The organism is Westiellopsis prolifica IICB1 (assembly GCF_004323185.1).
Classification (GTDB): domain Bacteria; phylum Cyanobacteriota; class Cyanobacteriia; order Cyanobacteriales; family Nostocaceae; genus Pelatocladus; species Pelatocladus prolificus_A.
Window position 1 is genome coordinate 1,096,377 of the sequence record NZ_NAPS01000002.1, and the last position, 15,282, is coordinate 1,111,658.

Genomic DNA, 15,282 nt, shown 5'->3' on the forward strand with positions numbered 1-15,282 from the left:
GATATTAACTTGGATTGCAAAGCTCTTTTTTACCTGCAATCGTCTCAAAAATAATCACAAAATCAAGGACGAAGAAAAGCAATCTATTTTTGATAATCTTGTACTGGGTAATTCCGGCAGCATGTAGCAGACTGTGTAAATCTCGAACAGATAACAAGTACATGTACTCTTCAGATGCCCAGTCTTTACCAGTAAAGTGTAGATAGCGATCAAAGATTTTTTTGGGCAAAAAATGTAAGAACAGGGTGCGCGTATGGACTTCGATAGGGAAATATCTGTTTGGTGTCGTAATAAATCCGACTTTTGCTACTCTTTTGATCTCTTTTAAAAATAGAATTTGTCTTTCCTGATTACCAACGTGTTCTAGCACAGCATTTGACCAGCAAACATCAAAAGATTGGTCTGGAAATGGAAATATTTTGCCGTCGTAAACAATAGTTTTTATTTGCGGATACCGAGCGTTAAACTCTTGAGATTCATCAATACTAAGAGCAGTAATTTGATCTGGATAAGGATAATTTTTCTCTAAAAAGTTATCTGTCTGACTAAATTCTTTATCTGTAAAACCGCAATCCAAAATCGTAGTTTCAGCAGTGGGTTGAATCGCATTTAAAAATAACTGCCATTTGCGTCTGCGATTCCATCCAGAGATTTTGTAGGCAAGGGACATATCATCTATTCTCCTGTTGAGGATAATCAGATTACTGCCAATACGGTTCGGTTAAGAATTTTTCGTCATAATTTTGGATATGTAGAGACGCGATATATCGCGTCTCTACAGGATTTAAATGCCAATCGATTTGTCTTATCCGAACCGTATTGAGATTACTGCAATTCGTTCCAATTCCAGCCAGCGATCGCATACGTAGTCCACCAGTAGAAGTAAAAAGCAGTACCACTCCAAACATTATCTGTAAGCATTCCTACGGTTGTGGCGATCAAGACAGCTAACAAAATCCAGCACAAATCGCGTTGATTATTATCACCAGATGCGCGCCAGAATAGTTTGAGCAGATGTAGACCCTGAATGACAATAAAAGTAACAAAAGTAACTAGACCCACTATTCCCCCTTCTACTAAAGCTCGCACATAATCATTGTGAGCAGGAACAGGATAAGGACTTAAACTGTAGTAGTTAGGAAATCCGTTGCTTGTTCCGAGACCGTAACCAAACAGCGGTGAATTCTGCCAAGATTGCAATAAATAATGCCATTGAGAAATCCGCCAGTTGAAACTGTTGAAATCCGAATTTGATAACACAATTGCTCGCGATATGTCTATATCTGAGTTCAGCAAAGGTGTTTGCATAATCTGGTTTAGACGTTCGCGTCCGTAGTCTGTACTAAAAAACAGGGCTGCTAATACAACAATGACTATGACTCCAGCGATCGCATTGGACAGTTTTAAGTTAGGTAAAATTGAGGTTAAAAGAAACGTTGCGAGCATCACCAAACCAAATACAGCACCAGTAGCTACATAGAGATTGGTAAGTAGACCTAGTAAAAGTATCCAATACCAGTGCTGTTTTGCTGAACGCAACTTCCAGCAAGTTAGAGCGATAAACAGTAGCAGGTAAAGTACAAAATTATTGGCGTGAGCAAACGTACCATGAATTCGCACTCCATCTGTATGAGATAGCAGTGAAGACAGTTGCTGCATCAGTCCTAAGATCACTGGTGGGATGAGTGAAATGAATAGCAGGGAAATAATCTTCTCAGGATGTATTCGTCCCCGAAGTTGCATGACAAGCAGATATACCATTAACCAAGAAAATAACCGTGTCCATTCACGGATATTATCTAGCAATGTAAAAGCACCTAACCCCAATCCTCCTAAGATGCATAGTATTGGCCAAATACCTTGCAGCATCACCCATCCAGCAAAGAACCACCAGAACCAATCAGTTTGTATAGGTTGACGTGTCAATAACTTTATCGTCACATATACCAAAGTTAGGATATCTAAAGCTATAGCAAAAGCAGCGGGTATTTGTTGAGCAGAGAAAACATCAAGAGAACTACGCAGAATCAATAAACCTAGTACCGCTTGCTCAAACCTGGTAAAGAATAAGATGACTACAGGAATCGCTACTAGAGCTAAACACAGGTAAAGAGGTTTAGCACCTGCGAGATATCCTGCAACTATACCAACTCCTACACCTACGAACCGAATCAACAGTGGTAAAACAGAAGAATGTCTACCTTGATTAGTCAACATAATTAGCTAGATTGCAAAAGGTTTTTAGCAACTTTAGGCGGAACTACCCTCACTCAAATGTCTAGATGGTCTATAACCATTAACGGGATAGCGGTAATATCGTTCAGTCTGCTGTGTAATTCCATTGACAACTACTCCTATGATAGGTATTTGATTATGTGTTAATTCTGATACTGCTTTTTGCAGAACTTCTTTAATTGTGAAATTAGGACGTGTAACTAACAGAATTCCGCCACTTTGCCGTCCTAATGTCTGACCATCAGCACAAGCACCCAGAGGAGGAGTATCTATAATTACAAAATCATACAGGCGAGTTGCTTCTATAATCACAGACCTCATAGCCTCTGACTCTAGTAAATGTGAAGGACGTCCGTACAAATCACCACAAGTCAATACAGATAGATTAGCTATATGAGTTCGTTGCACTGTTTCCTCTAAGGATCTTTGTGAATCAATCACATCTGTAATTCCTGGCTGGGGAGCTAGATTAAATAATGTATGCAGCATCGGACGACGCAAATCTGCATCAATTAGCAGTGTGCGTCGAGATAACATGGCGGAAATCACAGCCAGATGTGAAGCAACTACCGATTTACCTTCCCCAGTGATCGTGCTACTAACAACAATTGATCGCAACGATTCAGGATTACGAAACTCCAGGTTTTTCAATAGGGTGCGGTATGGTTCAACCAAACCAAGATGATCTAAAAATTGTCCAGATGGTTCAAGAGCGATCGCATGAGCTGGTAAAGATGGTAATACTCCCAACAATGGTAGTTTTAGTAAATCCTCAGCTTCGGAAGCATCCTTTAAAGTATGATCCATAAGCTCTAGTAACAGAATAATACCTGTAGCTAAAGCAGTTCCAAATACAATTGCGATCGCCAATACGGCTTTTTTATTGGGTAAGGAAGGTTTTTTTGGTGGTTGTGCTGCTTCAATAATTTGGATATTACCAACCAGTTGGGCTTCAGCAATCCGTGCTTCTTCCAGTTTGCTTTGCAGTAACTTCAAAGATTCCACAGCTTCTTCCCGTTTGCGTGTGAGTGGAGTCAGCTGTTGCTGTTTAATTGGCAATTGTGCTAGACGAGCTTGGAGATTATTACGATTAGCTTGGACAGATCTAAACTTCTTTTCCACAGCCAAGCGCTCTACATCATTAACAATCAGTTCAGAGGTTAAGTCTTGGCTGATTTTATCACCTGCTACAGAGCTAGAGGAAATAGATTTACTTCTAGGCGATACACGAGCTAATCCTTGGAAGTACAAAGCACGTAAACCGTTTCGTTGTCCCAGCAGATTCATAACAGTCGGATGACTATCTGTTAAGGACAAACGAGCTTGAACTAGCTTGGTTTCGATCTCTGCTAATTTAGTGCGTAACGCCTTGAGTTCTTCATCTTGACCACCACGCACTGCTGCATAAGCTTGATTCAGAGCTTTGGCGTCGGTGACTTGTCGCAGTGAACCTTCCTTGGAACGCAATTCTTGAAGTTGAGCTACAAGAGTATTCTCCTGCTCTTCCACAGTCGCTAAACTATTCACCAGACTTTTAGTTTGCTCATCAAAGGAGACAATACCACTACTTTGTCTATATTTATTTTCCTTCTGTTCAGCCTCTTCTACCCGCTTGCGAGCATCAGGAACCTTTTTTTCTAAGAATTTGCGGACATTTGCAGCTTCTTGACGGATAACTTGAGTATTATCCTCAACCATTGCTTGAGAAATTGCATTGACGACTTTGGTTGCAAGCGTAGGGTCTTTGTTGAGATAGCTCACCTCCAAAATATTAGTAGCGGGAACAATTTTGACTTTCAAGTTTCGACTCAGTTGTCCAACTGTCAGTTCATTTTCCACTGAACTAAATCCTGATTCCGCAGCAACCTTCGCTAGCGCTTTTTGAAGAACCCGTTGCGATTTGATTAATTCTGCTTGGTCAGCTAGGGGATTAGAATTTCCTGATGTACCCGGACTGAGTTGAGTCAGATCACGTCCCAATTCCGAAACACTTACCCTTTTTTGATCAAGTATTAGTCGCGTCGATATTTCATACAGCCGTGGGGTAATTATAAGGTAGGCGATCGCTCCACCAATAACAGCAGCAAATGTCACTAGAGCAGGTAAAGCACGCCGCTTCAATATAAATGGTAAAGATGATAAGCCTTTTTCCATAATTTTTGGGGAACAGGGAACGGGGAACGGGGATTGGGGACAAGGAGGACAAGGGAGACAAGGAGGAGAATAAACACCAATGACCATTGACTATTGACTCTTGACCATTGACTCTGGACTATTGACTACTAGTTCAGGGGAGTTCAACACAGTTGTATATAGTTTCAAGGTTTCTGAGGTAATGTGATCCCAACCGTAGTGAAGCTGTACATGTTTTTGTGCATTTTCAGCCATTGCAGCCATTTGTCTTGGGTGATTAATAGCCCAATCTAGAGAACGAATACAAGAGTTGAGGTTTCCAGCTTCAAAAAGCATTCCCCGTCCTGCACAAATCAATTGCTGATGGGGTGGAATATTACTTGCCAGTACTGGTATACCTTCTTGCATTGCTTCTAACATCGCCAGAGGAAGTCCTTCTAAATCAGAAGGTAGGACAAATAACCCCGCACCTCGGACAATTTCCCACAAACGAATACCTCTAAGTTCGCCTGCGAATACGATATTGGAATTATTCGCTATCTTTTCTAACAATTTTGTGGTGAAGGATTTTGTATCGCTGACACCTCCAGCAATAACTAGTTTCCATCCCTGCGGTTTCAAGATGTTGAAGGCTTCGATGAGTAAGTCAGGACGTTTTTCAGGTACTATTCTGCCTAAAAACAAAATGTAGCGTCCTTTAGTAAGTCCTAGCTGAGTTGCATAGGTGAAATTTGGGTCTGACTCACCGTAGCTGGCTGGAGCATTAGGAATGTAGATTGTCTCCCGATTATAGGTTTGTAAAAAGTAGGATTTGAGGGCATCAGATACCACAATAATTCCATCAGCAAAACGTACTGCTGCTTTCTCACCCATCTGGATTAAGCGAGTAGAAAAATTGCCCCACTTGGCACGTTGCCAATCTAATCCTTGACAGGTGACTACTACTTTGGCTGAGGTGGTAATTTTAGCTAAACCAGTAAACAGAGATGGACCCAGAGCATGGAAATGAATAATATCGTATTTTCGACCAGTAGCAGCGATCGCACTTAATGCTGAGGTCAGAAAAGCATCCACACCTTTGATCTGCAAACCAGGTAAGGAGATGACTCGAACTCCTTGAAATTTATGATGAACAAGCCAAGAAGCTTGGGTATAGGAACAACGAGCAAATAAATCCACTGTGTTACCCTGTGCTGTCATGCGCGGATATATTTCTGCACAGTAATGTTCGATTCCACCCTGTCTAGGAGGTAGACCTTTTGCACCAATCACGGCAATCTTCATACCAAAATACCAATCAGTTGTGCTTGTGCTCTAAAGCCTCTTTATATAAGAGTTAATTTGATTCATTCCAGCGTTGCCACATTTGACTATAGATTTCGTTAATCACGGTCTGTGCAGCATAGGGCTTTGCAGCCTTTGTACAAGACTCAGTTGGATAATTTTCTGGATGCAGCAATATTTTGTGTAAGGCATCTGCTATAACCTTGGGAGTGCGTTCTTGACAAACAACTCCAGTATTAGCAGTCAGAATTTTTGGTGTTTCACCGCATCTAGTCGTAACTACGGGTGTTCCGCTAGCAAGTGCTTCCAGAACTGCTAAGGGTAAACCTTCATATGCACTGCTGAGAACAAAGACGTTGCTGATCCGATACAAGTGTGCCATGTGCGTTTGATCTACTGCACCAAGCATAGTTACTTGCTCAGATAAGCCTAATTGCTCAATTTCTTCACGGACAATTTTTGCTAATTCGCCATCACCTGCTAAGAGTAAATGAATATTGGCAATATTCAACGCCGCAAATGCATGTAGTAACAAAATCGGGTCTTTTTGTGGGTGTAATCTACCAGCAAACAGCACAAAACGTGTATCTTCTGCTAACCCCAAATGAGATGCTAGTTTACATCTTGCTGCTTCCCGTTCTTCCTTTGTCAACGGGTAGAATATTTCATTGTCAAATGAATTTTTGATGTAAGTAACGCGTTCTGCTATTTTTGGATAGCTTTGTCGGTACAGTTCTGCGGTATCAGTGTTACATGAAAGAATTTGGTTGAATTGTCCAAGTAATATTTTTTCCAATGCAAAATAAGCTGCGGGAAATCTTCGCCACAGAATCGCTTTTTTGTCACCCCCAGCCTGCATCTGTGTCCGAATATCATTATGAACAAACAGAGTTTTCTCCCCATACCAATTAAGGGCTGCTAAGGTTGGTTCTAAGCGATGAAAATGCATGAAATCTGAAGCAAAACAATGCCCTAAAAGAGCAGTGGTATATTTCAATGTAGTAGGTATTAAACTTCTAACATTGTCATTTTGCAGAGTAAATAAAGGTAGGAAACTAATTACCCTACCAGCTAATTCTGCTTCTTGCCAATTAGCTACAGTTTGCTTGCAGCTGCATCCTGTTCCTACTAAGCGCACCTCAAATTCACTGGGAGCGTACTTAATAAAGCTCTTAATTAGTGTCTGAATTCCACCAATTGTAGTATTCCAAGGATTAAATTGATAAAAAATAGTCAGAACAGGTTTACGCATGAGATGCACCCTGCACGGTTACTGTGCAATTAATTAGGTGTTTTTATTCCTAAAAGTTCTCAAGAAATATTGGCTACTTTTTTCATCCGAGTTTAAATTTTAGATTTTGGATTGATGAAACATAGGTAGCAAACCTATGTCGCCAAATTGATTACTTTTCTAATTCTGGAATCTGAGGGCTTGTACCCTGCTCGGAATTATTCGTTAGTTCTGTATTTTTTTAATCTAAAGACATTGATGATTTTTGAATTCCTCCGATAGTAGGATTGCGTGTTAAAGTTATTTTTTGAAACTGTTTAGAAAATACCTACGCATAGCCATAAAACTAGATTGCTCTTGCATATAGACTGAGCAAGCTTTTTAATTCATAAAACACGCAAACAAAAATTTATTATTTTTTCATCAATGCTTTATTACGCCTTTAATTAAAAATCGTAATCTTTTTGAAGTTGAATTTCATTCAGTTCTACAAACCTTTACACAATCTTTATATAAAATCGAAACTGATATCAATCACCATAAAAAAGTATCGCAAATGACTAGTTATTGGTTAAAATTAATATAAGTATGGAAGGCATTTGCATCCTAGCTATAAAGATTTAATGAATCTTTGTAACTAAGCTCTGTGACTAGGAAGTTATGAGTATTTGAAAATAAAATGATATATCAAGTAACAGCTAAATATCATTTAGTTTATAGTCCCAATGACTTAGCAACACGCCCTAAAAGTTCCTGCCATCGTTTGGAAATTTCACTCTGACTAACCCTCAATTCAGCAGCTACTTGATTTTGTGTTTTTCCATAAATCTTTGCTTGCCATAATTGAAGATACTTTTGGTGTGGATAGCATTGATCAAGTTGATAAATTGCCTCTATCGCTTTGAGTATTAAATCTGTACGCTCTGTTGCTTCTAAGATACTAAATTCATCAGGAATCGTATCTAACAGGCATATATCTGTTCCAGGGATGTTGCAATCTAAACTTTGGCACTTCCGCAGACTTTCTTGACGAACAAAATCAATAATTGCATATCTAGCTACAGTAATAGCCCAGCGATAAAACTGTTCCACTCCTCCTTGGTGAAACTTGTCAGATTGAAAAGCTTGAATAATTTTCAAATGTGCATTCTGAATGGCATCTTCCCAAGATAAACCAGTACCTTTCGTGTATTTGCGAGCAATCTTTTCTAATCTCTGGCGATAACCTGATTGAAGTAGCATTTCGGTATAATCAGACCATGATTCTTGTGTAAGTCCCATACATTAGTTCCTTGATTGCTGGTGACTATTAATTAGATAGTTAAAGGTTTTTCCACATTAGTAATTATCGAATTGAAGTATTATTATGAGCAGAGATAGGAGCGCGAATAATTTTAGCAAATCAATTGATTGGCTCAAAGCTCAACTATTTAATTAGCTCTTATCCGAACCCTATTACAGGTGGGGAAGTAAAAATTCAAAATTCACCAGTTTTCATTAAATTTACTCGTGATGAATGGAAGAAACACTCAAAACTAAAAATCTTGATTGTCTAAAGATTTTGGCTAGTGTTTCTTCAGAGTAAATAAATTTAGAGACTTGCTCAAAGAGCAGATTGCTCTGATGATTTTTTCTCACTCGTTATCAATTCGGGTTTTTGCGCTCAAGCGCATACTTGTTGAAGGTAATTACCCAACTCAAAATGATTTTTCTATTTTTTTCCAAGACTTATCAAAGAGATTTAAATCCAAATTTCTAAAATTTTCGTTGATTCTTATACTTTGTATTCCACAGAAATCTCTAAACGCGGATCGACTCCCCACAACATAGTGGCTTAGTTATCACAAAATCTTCAGTGATGCATCTATATAGCTAGATCATGCATCAAACTAATTTTTCTGGCCTAGTCATTATTTAAAGTTCAATGACTATCTTATCAGCATCCTCCAAAGAGGAGAGATGAGAATTATTTATATTTTGTTCCTTTAGGTAGAGGTATTAATTATTTTTTAATAAATATCACAAATCAATTTGAAGCTTTTAATAAAAATCCCAATTTTAGAAACCTCCTTAATTGAGCTTATATGACTGCCATTCTGCTCAATACGTATTCACTTATTCTGCAAATCCCTAATTTTGGCAATTCATTTTGGAATATTTTGCGTTGAGAATTCGTTAATAAAAGTAAGCACAGATCATAATTGAGTTCATTAAGTTTAGAAATAGTCAACAAAGTTTGATCATGAGCAAACATTTGATTGGCTATATATCTCGATGTGATTTGTGATGTGAAGCGATATAGGTACCTTTTTGCTTTGAAAAAATGCGAGTTAAATCTTCAGCTTGATTCAGTTAATTTAAGGAGAACAGAGTATGCAACTTCTCGATTTAGAAAATAAGGAACTGTTGAGAGAAATCTCCACTGAAGAATTTGCTAACGTCAGTGGTGGTGGTCTTCTAACTGCTGCTGCGTATAATACGGTAACAAACATTATACCAGCACTAGCAAATTCTGCTGCACAAAGAAATACAACATTCCTGTTTGCTATTAACGCACAGACAGCACCTGAAAGTTCCGTCAGCCCATAATCTGCCTGTTGCTTGCCATTAGTTTAATTCTTCAGATGAGGTGAATAACGCGCCTTTGTTCGGTTCTAGTTAATTTTACCGGATACTCACTGCTTAAAATTGAGTGGGATGGGCGCGTTTACTAAACCTCCTATGACATGAAGTGATGTGCGTACCTTTTTGCTCTGAGAAAATGTGAGTTCACTCTTCAGCTTGATTTGATTAATTAAGGAAAACAAAGTATGCAACTTCTCGATTTAGAAAATAAGGAACTGTTTAGGGAAGTCTCTACTGAAGAATTTGCTAATGTCAATGGTGGTGGAATCATTACTGCTGCTGCGTATCTCGTAGTTTTAAGGGCAATTAATCCTAATCTGGCAAGGAGTCCGGTAGCACTAAATACAGCATTTCTTTTGGCAATTAATGCGTTACCAGCTCCTGGCACCTACAATTCTCCATAATCATTCTGTTACTACAGAAGTTAAGTTTGTCGTATACTATTGTTCTTTTTTTGATAGTTTAATTCTGCTGTTGCACCATTGTTTTATATTCATTGTCGTTACTTCATATAGCTGATACCTTGGTTTGTGGAGATAAAAAAGAAGTGGGTAGTCCTCCATCACACCCACCTACTTAACCTTCTGCGCCATACTGGAGCTTTGTGTATCCCTCACTTAGCTCCTTTTCTATACCTTGAAACTCAGCGTAATACTTCTACTAAGTCATTAATTTTGAAATTATTTTTTCCTGCCATAGGTGATAATTGTGTATTGACACTTAACCTATAAAAGTGATTAAAACGGGATGAAGCAACCCAAGCGGGTAATGTTTGCTGGCGCTTTGCTATAAACACTTTCTGAAAGTTTGTATAAACTTTTCCACTTCCAGAGTCACGTGTTGGTACTACACAGCGTTGACAAGGATTGATCCCTAACAGGTGTATATCTCCGACTCGAAAGGGAACAAAATCATCTTGTTCGCCAAATAATCTATCTTCCCAAAATGCTGGTACACCGTCGATCTCGATATTGGCACGTATACGACGGCGCATTTCATCTATACTCACACCAGCAAACCAGGAGGCCACTTCAGTTAAGGTTGCTGTACTAATAATTGTTGGACCTGGTGAGACAGTATCATCAGGAAAACCGATCAAAAGATTTTGTTTTAGTTTAACGACAAACCCAAAAAATTTACTTAACCAATCTTCCAGCATTTGCCGTTCATAATCCAGATGAAAAACTTGTTGTAAGTTATTCTCTGAATTTTGTAACAATACAGTTCTATTTTCTAAATTATATTGCGATCGCAACAAATGGACTTTGGCATGACGCTTACCATTAACAAACTTATCCTGTTCGTCAACAATTGCAAATTCACGATCATACTGTAGCGCACCACTAGATAAGACTCTTGCTGTCTCTACTTCAAGACCATTTAGTGATTTAATCGGGTAGATTAAAATCTTAGCAACGTATGGCATGAGTTTTTAGTTGGCCATTTGTCATTTGTCATTTGTCATTTGTCATTTGTCGTCTGTCGTTTGTTATTGGGTATTGAGAAAAGACTTGTTAAATAATTCTCCCTTATCTTCCCACACACCCCACTCTCCCTTGTCTCCCTTGTCCTCCTTGTCCCCTTTGTCTCCCTTCCGATCCCCAATCCCCAATCCCCGTTACCCCTTCGCCCCTAATCCCCACTCCCTTGGGGGAGTGGGGGCCCCGAGTTTCCCAAAGGGGACCCCTACCTTCCCCAATCCCCATTTACGGATACAATGGTGACTTATCAATACCACCAACGTTATCTAGGGGCCAAAAACGAATTACAGCACGACCAATAATATTTTCTCTGGGAACAACACCCCAGCAGCGACTATCGTAACTGCTGTTACGGTTGTCACCTAATACTAAATAGGAGTTGGCAGGTATGGTTACAGGTTTAGACAAAAATGGTGGTTGTGGCCCGGAAGTGCAAACATTGACTACTGTCTGCTGTGAAGGCGAAAGATATTTGTTTTCTGTAAGAGGCTGATTGTTGATAAATACTTTACCGCTTTTGAGTGCTACTGTTTCTCCTGGTAAACCAACAATACGTTTGATAAAAGCATCTTGATATTGTTCTTCTTGTAGCTCTTTTGTGGGTGAAAATACTACAATATCTCCCCTTTGGGGATTGGAAAATTTATAACTTAACTTATCAACAATAATCTTATCTGCTTCCCACTGATTGGGCGAACCATGTAGGGTTGGTTCCATTGAACCAGATGGAATCCAACGGGCTTCGGCTACGAAGGTACGAATACCCAAAGCCAACACGATGCTTAATACAATTGTTCTACCTAGTTCTCCTATCCAAGAACTATCAGGTTTTTGACTAGAGTTGTTGTTATCAGACACTTGATTTTGCATGAAATTACTTGACTAAAAGCACAAGATACTATCTTTATTTTTTCTGTTTAGAAACGCGAACTAAATAAAAAACACTATCTCATCCTCTGTGGAGAAGTTCAAAGGGATGTCGTAGGTGGTAAGTCAGTCGGGACAAATGTAGAGACCAGAGGTGGCTCGTCTCTACTCGTTGGGATCGTCATTTGTCAAAAGTCATTTGTCATTGGTCATTAGTAAGCTTTTTAGCCTTGTTTACTTTTCGTAACTCGCGTTAGGTTTATTCCCACCGACTTCCTTCTAAGCTAAGTATATAAATTAGTCGCATGTTATGTAATCTACAATCCTTTAGAGATGCTACATTTGTTCATCTTAACCGTATAATGGGGGTTTTTCAGTTACATTTTCAAATTTACAAGCTTGCAATGGAAAGTGATAGACAGAAATTCAGGAGTTTATGCGCTTCATAACTAAATTATTTATTCATGATTAAAAAATAAACTTGTTTTTGATGAGTGACAAAAATTCATCATTAACAATCAAAAACAATCAAATAAAGTCTAACCTAAAAGAATAATTCTTGTTAATTACGGGTTTGGTGGGTATGGGGTATAAGAGTATAAGTGAAAAATATCTCTTGCTTTAACACTTGAATATCCATGTCATCTTCAACTAATTTACTAATTCGGCACGCTCGCATAATTTTACCCAATGGAGAATTAATGCTTGGGGATGTGCTGACGCGCGATCGCCTGATTGTCGAAATTTCTCCAGAAATATCCACAGAACAAACACCTATTAAAGAAATTGACGCAGAAGGGTTAACTTTGTTGCCAGGAGTGATCGATCCACAGGTACACTTCCGTGAACCAGGATTGGAACATAAAGAAGACTTGTTTACTGCAACTTGTGCATGTGCCAAAGGCGGAGTTACTTCGTTTTTGGAAATGCCAAATACACGTCCCCTGACAACTACTCAGCAAGCACTTGATGATAAACTGGAACGCGCTCGGAATAAATGCCTAGTAAACTATGGCTTTTTTATTGGCGCAACAGCAGAAAATCTCCCAGACTTGCTCTTGGCAAATCCAACTCCAGGGATCAAAATCTTTATGGGGTCGATGCATGGGCAGTTGTTGGTGGATCAACAAGAGATTCTAGAAGCAATATTTGCTAAAGGAAAACGTTTAATTGCTGTCCACGCTGAAGATCAAGCCAGAATCAACCAAAGACGCCAAGAATTTGCTGGTATTCATGATGTCGCAGTTCATTCTCAGATTCAAGATAATCAGGCGGCACTCTTGGCAACGCAGCTGGTATTAAAATTGTCACAAAAATATCAGCGACGTCTACATATTTTACATATGTCTACGGCTGAAGAAGCAGAGTTACTGCGTCAACAAAAGCCAAGTTGGGTGACAGCAGAAGTCACACCACAACATTTATTTTTGAATACAAGTGCCTATGAAAAAATTGGTACATTAGCACAGATGAATCCGCCTTTGCGATCGCCCCATGATAACGAAGTTCTGTGGCAAGCTTTGCATGATGGCATTATTGATTTTATTGCCACTGATCATGCACCCCACACCTTAGAAGAAAAAGCGCAATCTTACCCAAATAGTCCTTCAGGAATGCCAGGGGTAGAAACTTCTTTACCTCTAATGTTAACAGCCACAGACCAAGGACGATGCACTCTCGCCCAAGTTGTTAACTGGATGTCTACTGCTGTAGCCAAAGCATTTAACATCCCCAACAAAGGAGCGATCGCACCTGGTTATGATGCTGATTTAGTCCTTGTAGATTTGGAAACTTATCGTCCAGTTTTGCGCGAAGAATTATTGAGTAAATGCGGTTGGAGTCCTTTTGAAGGTTGGAATCTCACCGGATGGCCTGCTTACACGATAGTCGGTGGTGAGATTGTTTATGAAAAAGGTAAATTGCATACACAAGTACGCGGACAAGCCTTAAGATTTGGTGAGTAAAGGGGATCGGGGATCGGGGATCGGGGATCGGGGATCGGGGATCGCTTAAGGTGGGGTTCCCTCTGGGAAACTCACCGGNTTTTTCGTCATAATTTTGGATATGTAGAGACGCGATATATCGCGTCTCTACAGGATTTAAATGCCAATCGATTTGTCTTATCCGAACCGTATTGGCTCCGCAGTTATACGGTAAAATTTTACTCATCAGGGTGGTAAATTGCACAATTTGCCGCCAAATTAGTCTAGTAGATATGTACTGATTAAGCTTTAATCAAAGGTAAAGTTACTGTAAACGTCGTACCCACTCCCACTTCACTGTTAACTGTAATATCGCCTCCATGGGCTTCCAAGCACCTTTTCACAATTGCTAACCCTAAACCAGTACCGGGAATTGAGCCAACATTATTAGCACGATAGAAGGGTTGAAAAAGTTGTTCTTGGTCTTCTAAAGGAATACCAATTCCTTCATCTTTGATTTTGAAAATAACATTTTTATCTTTAAATCTTAGTTCCAAATAAACAATACTATCTGGATGAGAATATTTAATAGCATTGCTAAGTAAATTTCCTAAAATATGCCGTAATAAATTTTCATCGCTTAATGCTTCAGTTAGTTTTCCAGTAGTCGTAAATACAACTGTAATATGTTTATCAGCTGCTATTAATTGAGCTTCTTCAACCAGTTGCCAACATAAATCTTGGAAATCAAGTAAAGTAAATTCCCGCTCAAATCTACCGGAATCAACTTTACCCAAGAGGGAAACTTCATCCAATAGCTGTGACATATTTTTAATAGCAGAACGAATTAATTTGTAATGATTTAATTTCTTTTCTTGAGATAGTTTGTCACCACTATTTTGTAACAACCCCGCCGCCAGCAAGATTGTATTTAAGGGATTACGGATATCGTGAGACAGCATAGAAACAAATTCAGATTTAAACTGATTGATTTCTTGGGCTTTGACTAACTCTGCTGTTCTTTCTTCTACCCGAATTTCTAAGGCGTGATTGACTGCACGTAATGATTCTAAAGTTTGCTTACGCTCGATCGCATATTTTAAAGCACGAATCAATACTTCTACATTCACCTGTCGCTTGACAAGATAATCTTGCGCTCCTTTGCGTACCGCTTCTAAGGCAAGTTTATCGTCATTAGTATTCGTTAATACTACAATTGGTACAGTAGGAGCTTGACTCATCAAAGGCGCAAGAGAAGTCAAGCCTTCGCTATCTGGTAAAGTCAAATCCAAAAGAATGACATCAAAATCACAGGTAATCTCATTACAATTACTGAGTAAGGACAACGCATCACCTAATCTCTTGACATTCAGCAAAGTAAACTTATGAGACTGGGCTTGCTTCAGAAACTCTTGTAACAATCTAGCTTCCGCCAAATTGTCCTCAATCAATAAAATTTTGATTGAGCTTGCAATCATAGTATCAATGGGGGTCGGGGAATGGG

12 protein-coding genes are annotated in these 15,282 nt (G+C 39.1%); 3 read left to right on the forward strand and 9 right to left on the reverse strand.

Annotation, left to right across the window (positions count from 1 at the left end; all coding sequences use genetic code 11):
- Positions 1-4: 4 nt before the first annotated feature.
- From B4U84_RS19025 to B4U84_RS19050, 6 genes are all read right to left on the reverse strand, one after another.
- On the reverse strand, positions 5-670 hold the full coding sequence (locus B4U84_RS19025) for a methyltransferase domain-containing protein (RefSeq protein ID WP_131120072.1): 666 nt from the start codon (positions 668-670) through the stop codon (positions 5-7).
- A 155-nt stretch (positions 671-825) separates the two neighbouring features.
- Positions 826-2,217 carry an O-antigen ligase family protein gene (locus B4U84_RS19030; protein WP_131120074.1) on the reverse strand — a complete coding sequence of 464 codons (1,392 nt, stop codon included), beginning with the start codon at positions 2,215-2,217 and terminating at the stop codon, positions 826-828.
- Between the two features lie 33 nt (positions 2,218-2,250).
- Complete coding sequence (locus B4U84_RS19035) at positions 2,251-4,389, reverse strand: GumC family protein (protein ID WP_131120076.1); 2,139 nt, start codon at positions 4,387-4,389, stop codon at positions 2,251-2,253.
- A gap of 90 nt (positions 4,390-4,479) precedes the next feature.
- On the reverse strand, positions 4,480-5,652 hold the full coding sequence (locus B4U84_RS19040; protein ID WP_131120078.1) for a glycosyltransferase family 4 protein: 1,173 nt from the start codon (positions 5,650-5,652) through the stop codon (positions 4,480-4,482).
- Between the two features lie 52 nt (positions 5,653-5,704).
- Positions 5,705-6,904: a glycosyltransferase family 4 protein gene (locus tag B4U84_RS19045; protein ID WP_131120079.1), complete on the reverse strand. Its 1,200-nt coding sequence runs from the start codon at positions 6,902-6,904 to the stop codon at positions 5,705-5,707.
- A gap of 693 nt (positions 6,905-7,597) precedes the next feature.
- Entirely contained in the window at positions 7,598-8,164 is a 567-nt protein-coding gene (locus B4U84_RS19050) for a sigma-70 family RNA polymerase sigma factor (protein WP_131120080.1), read from the reverse strand.
- Positions 8,165-9,256: 1,092 nt separating this feature from the next.
- On the opposite strand from B4U84_RS19050, the gene B4U84_RS19055 reads away from it, so the two are divergent.
- Complete coding sequence (locus tag B4U84_RS19055; RefSeq protein WP_131120081.1) at positions 9,257-9,472, forward strand: hypothetical protein; 216 nt, start codon at positions 9,257-9,259, stop codon at positions 9,470-9,472.
- A 221-nt stretch (positions 9,473-9,693) separates the two neighbouring features.
- A complete protein-coding gene (locus B4U84_RS19060) occupies positions 9,694-9,912 on the forward strand; it encodes a hypothetical protein (RefSeq protein WP_131120082.1) in 219 nt (72 codons plus the stop codon).
- Positions 9,913-10,151: 239 nt separating this feature from the next.
- Here the strand turns inward: B4U84_RS19060 and B4U84_RS19065 are convergent, their stop codons facing one another.
- Together B4U84_RS19065 and lepB are read right to left on the reverse strand one after the other, a co-directional pair.
- Positions 10,152-10,934 carry an MOSC domain-containing protein gene (locus tag B4U84_RS19065; RefSeq protein WP_131120083.1) on the reverse strand — a complete coding sequence of 261 codons (783 nt, stop codon included), beginning with the start codon at positions 10,932-10,934 and terminating at the stop codon, positions 10,152-10,154.
- Positions 10,935-11,214: 280 nt separating this feature from the next.
- Positions 11,215-11,859: a signal peptidase I gene (gene lepB / locus B4U84_RS19070; protein WP_131120084.1), complete on the reverse strand. Its 645-nt coding sequence runs from the start codon at positions 11,857-11,859 to the stop codon at positions 11,215-11,217.
- A gap of 635 nt (positions 11,860-12,494) precedes the next feature.
- Between lepB and B4U84_RS19075 the strand changes: the two genes are divergently transcribed.
- Positions 12,495-13,820 carry a dihydroorotase gene (locus tag B4U84_RS19075; protein ID WP_131120086.1) on the forward strand — a complete coding sequence of 442 codons (1,326 nt, stop codon included), beginning with the start codon at positions 12,495-12,497 and terminating at the stop codon, positions 13,818-13,820.
- A 260-nt stretch (positions 13,821-14,080) separates the two neighbouring features.
- Here the strand turns inward: B4U84_RS19075 and B4U84_RS19080 are convergent, their stop codons facing one another.
- The gene (locus B4U84_RS19080; protein WP_131120088.1) at positions 14,081-15,256 is read right to left on the reverse strand and encodes a hybrid sensor histidine kinase/response regulator; all 1,176 of its coding nucleotides are present in this window, start codon (positions 15,254-15,256) and stop codon (positions 14,081-14,083) included.
- Between the last annotated feature and the right edge of the window lie 26 nt (positions 15,257-15,282).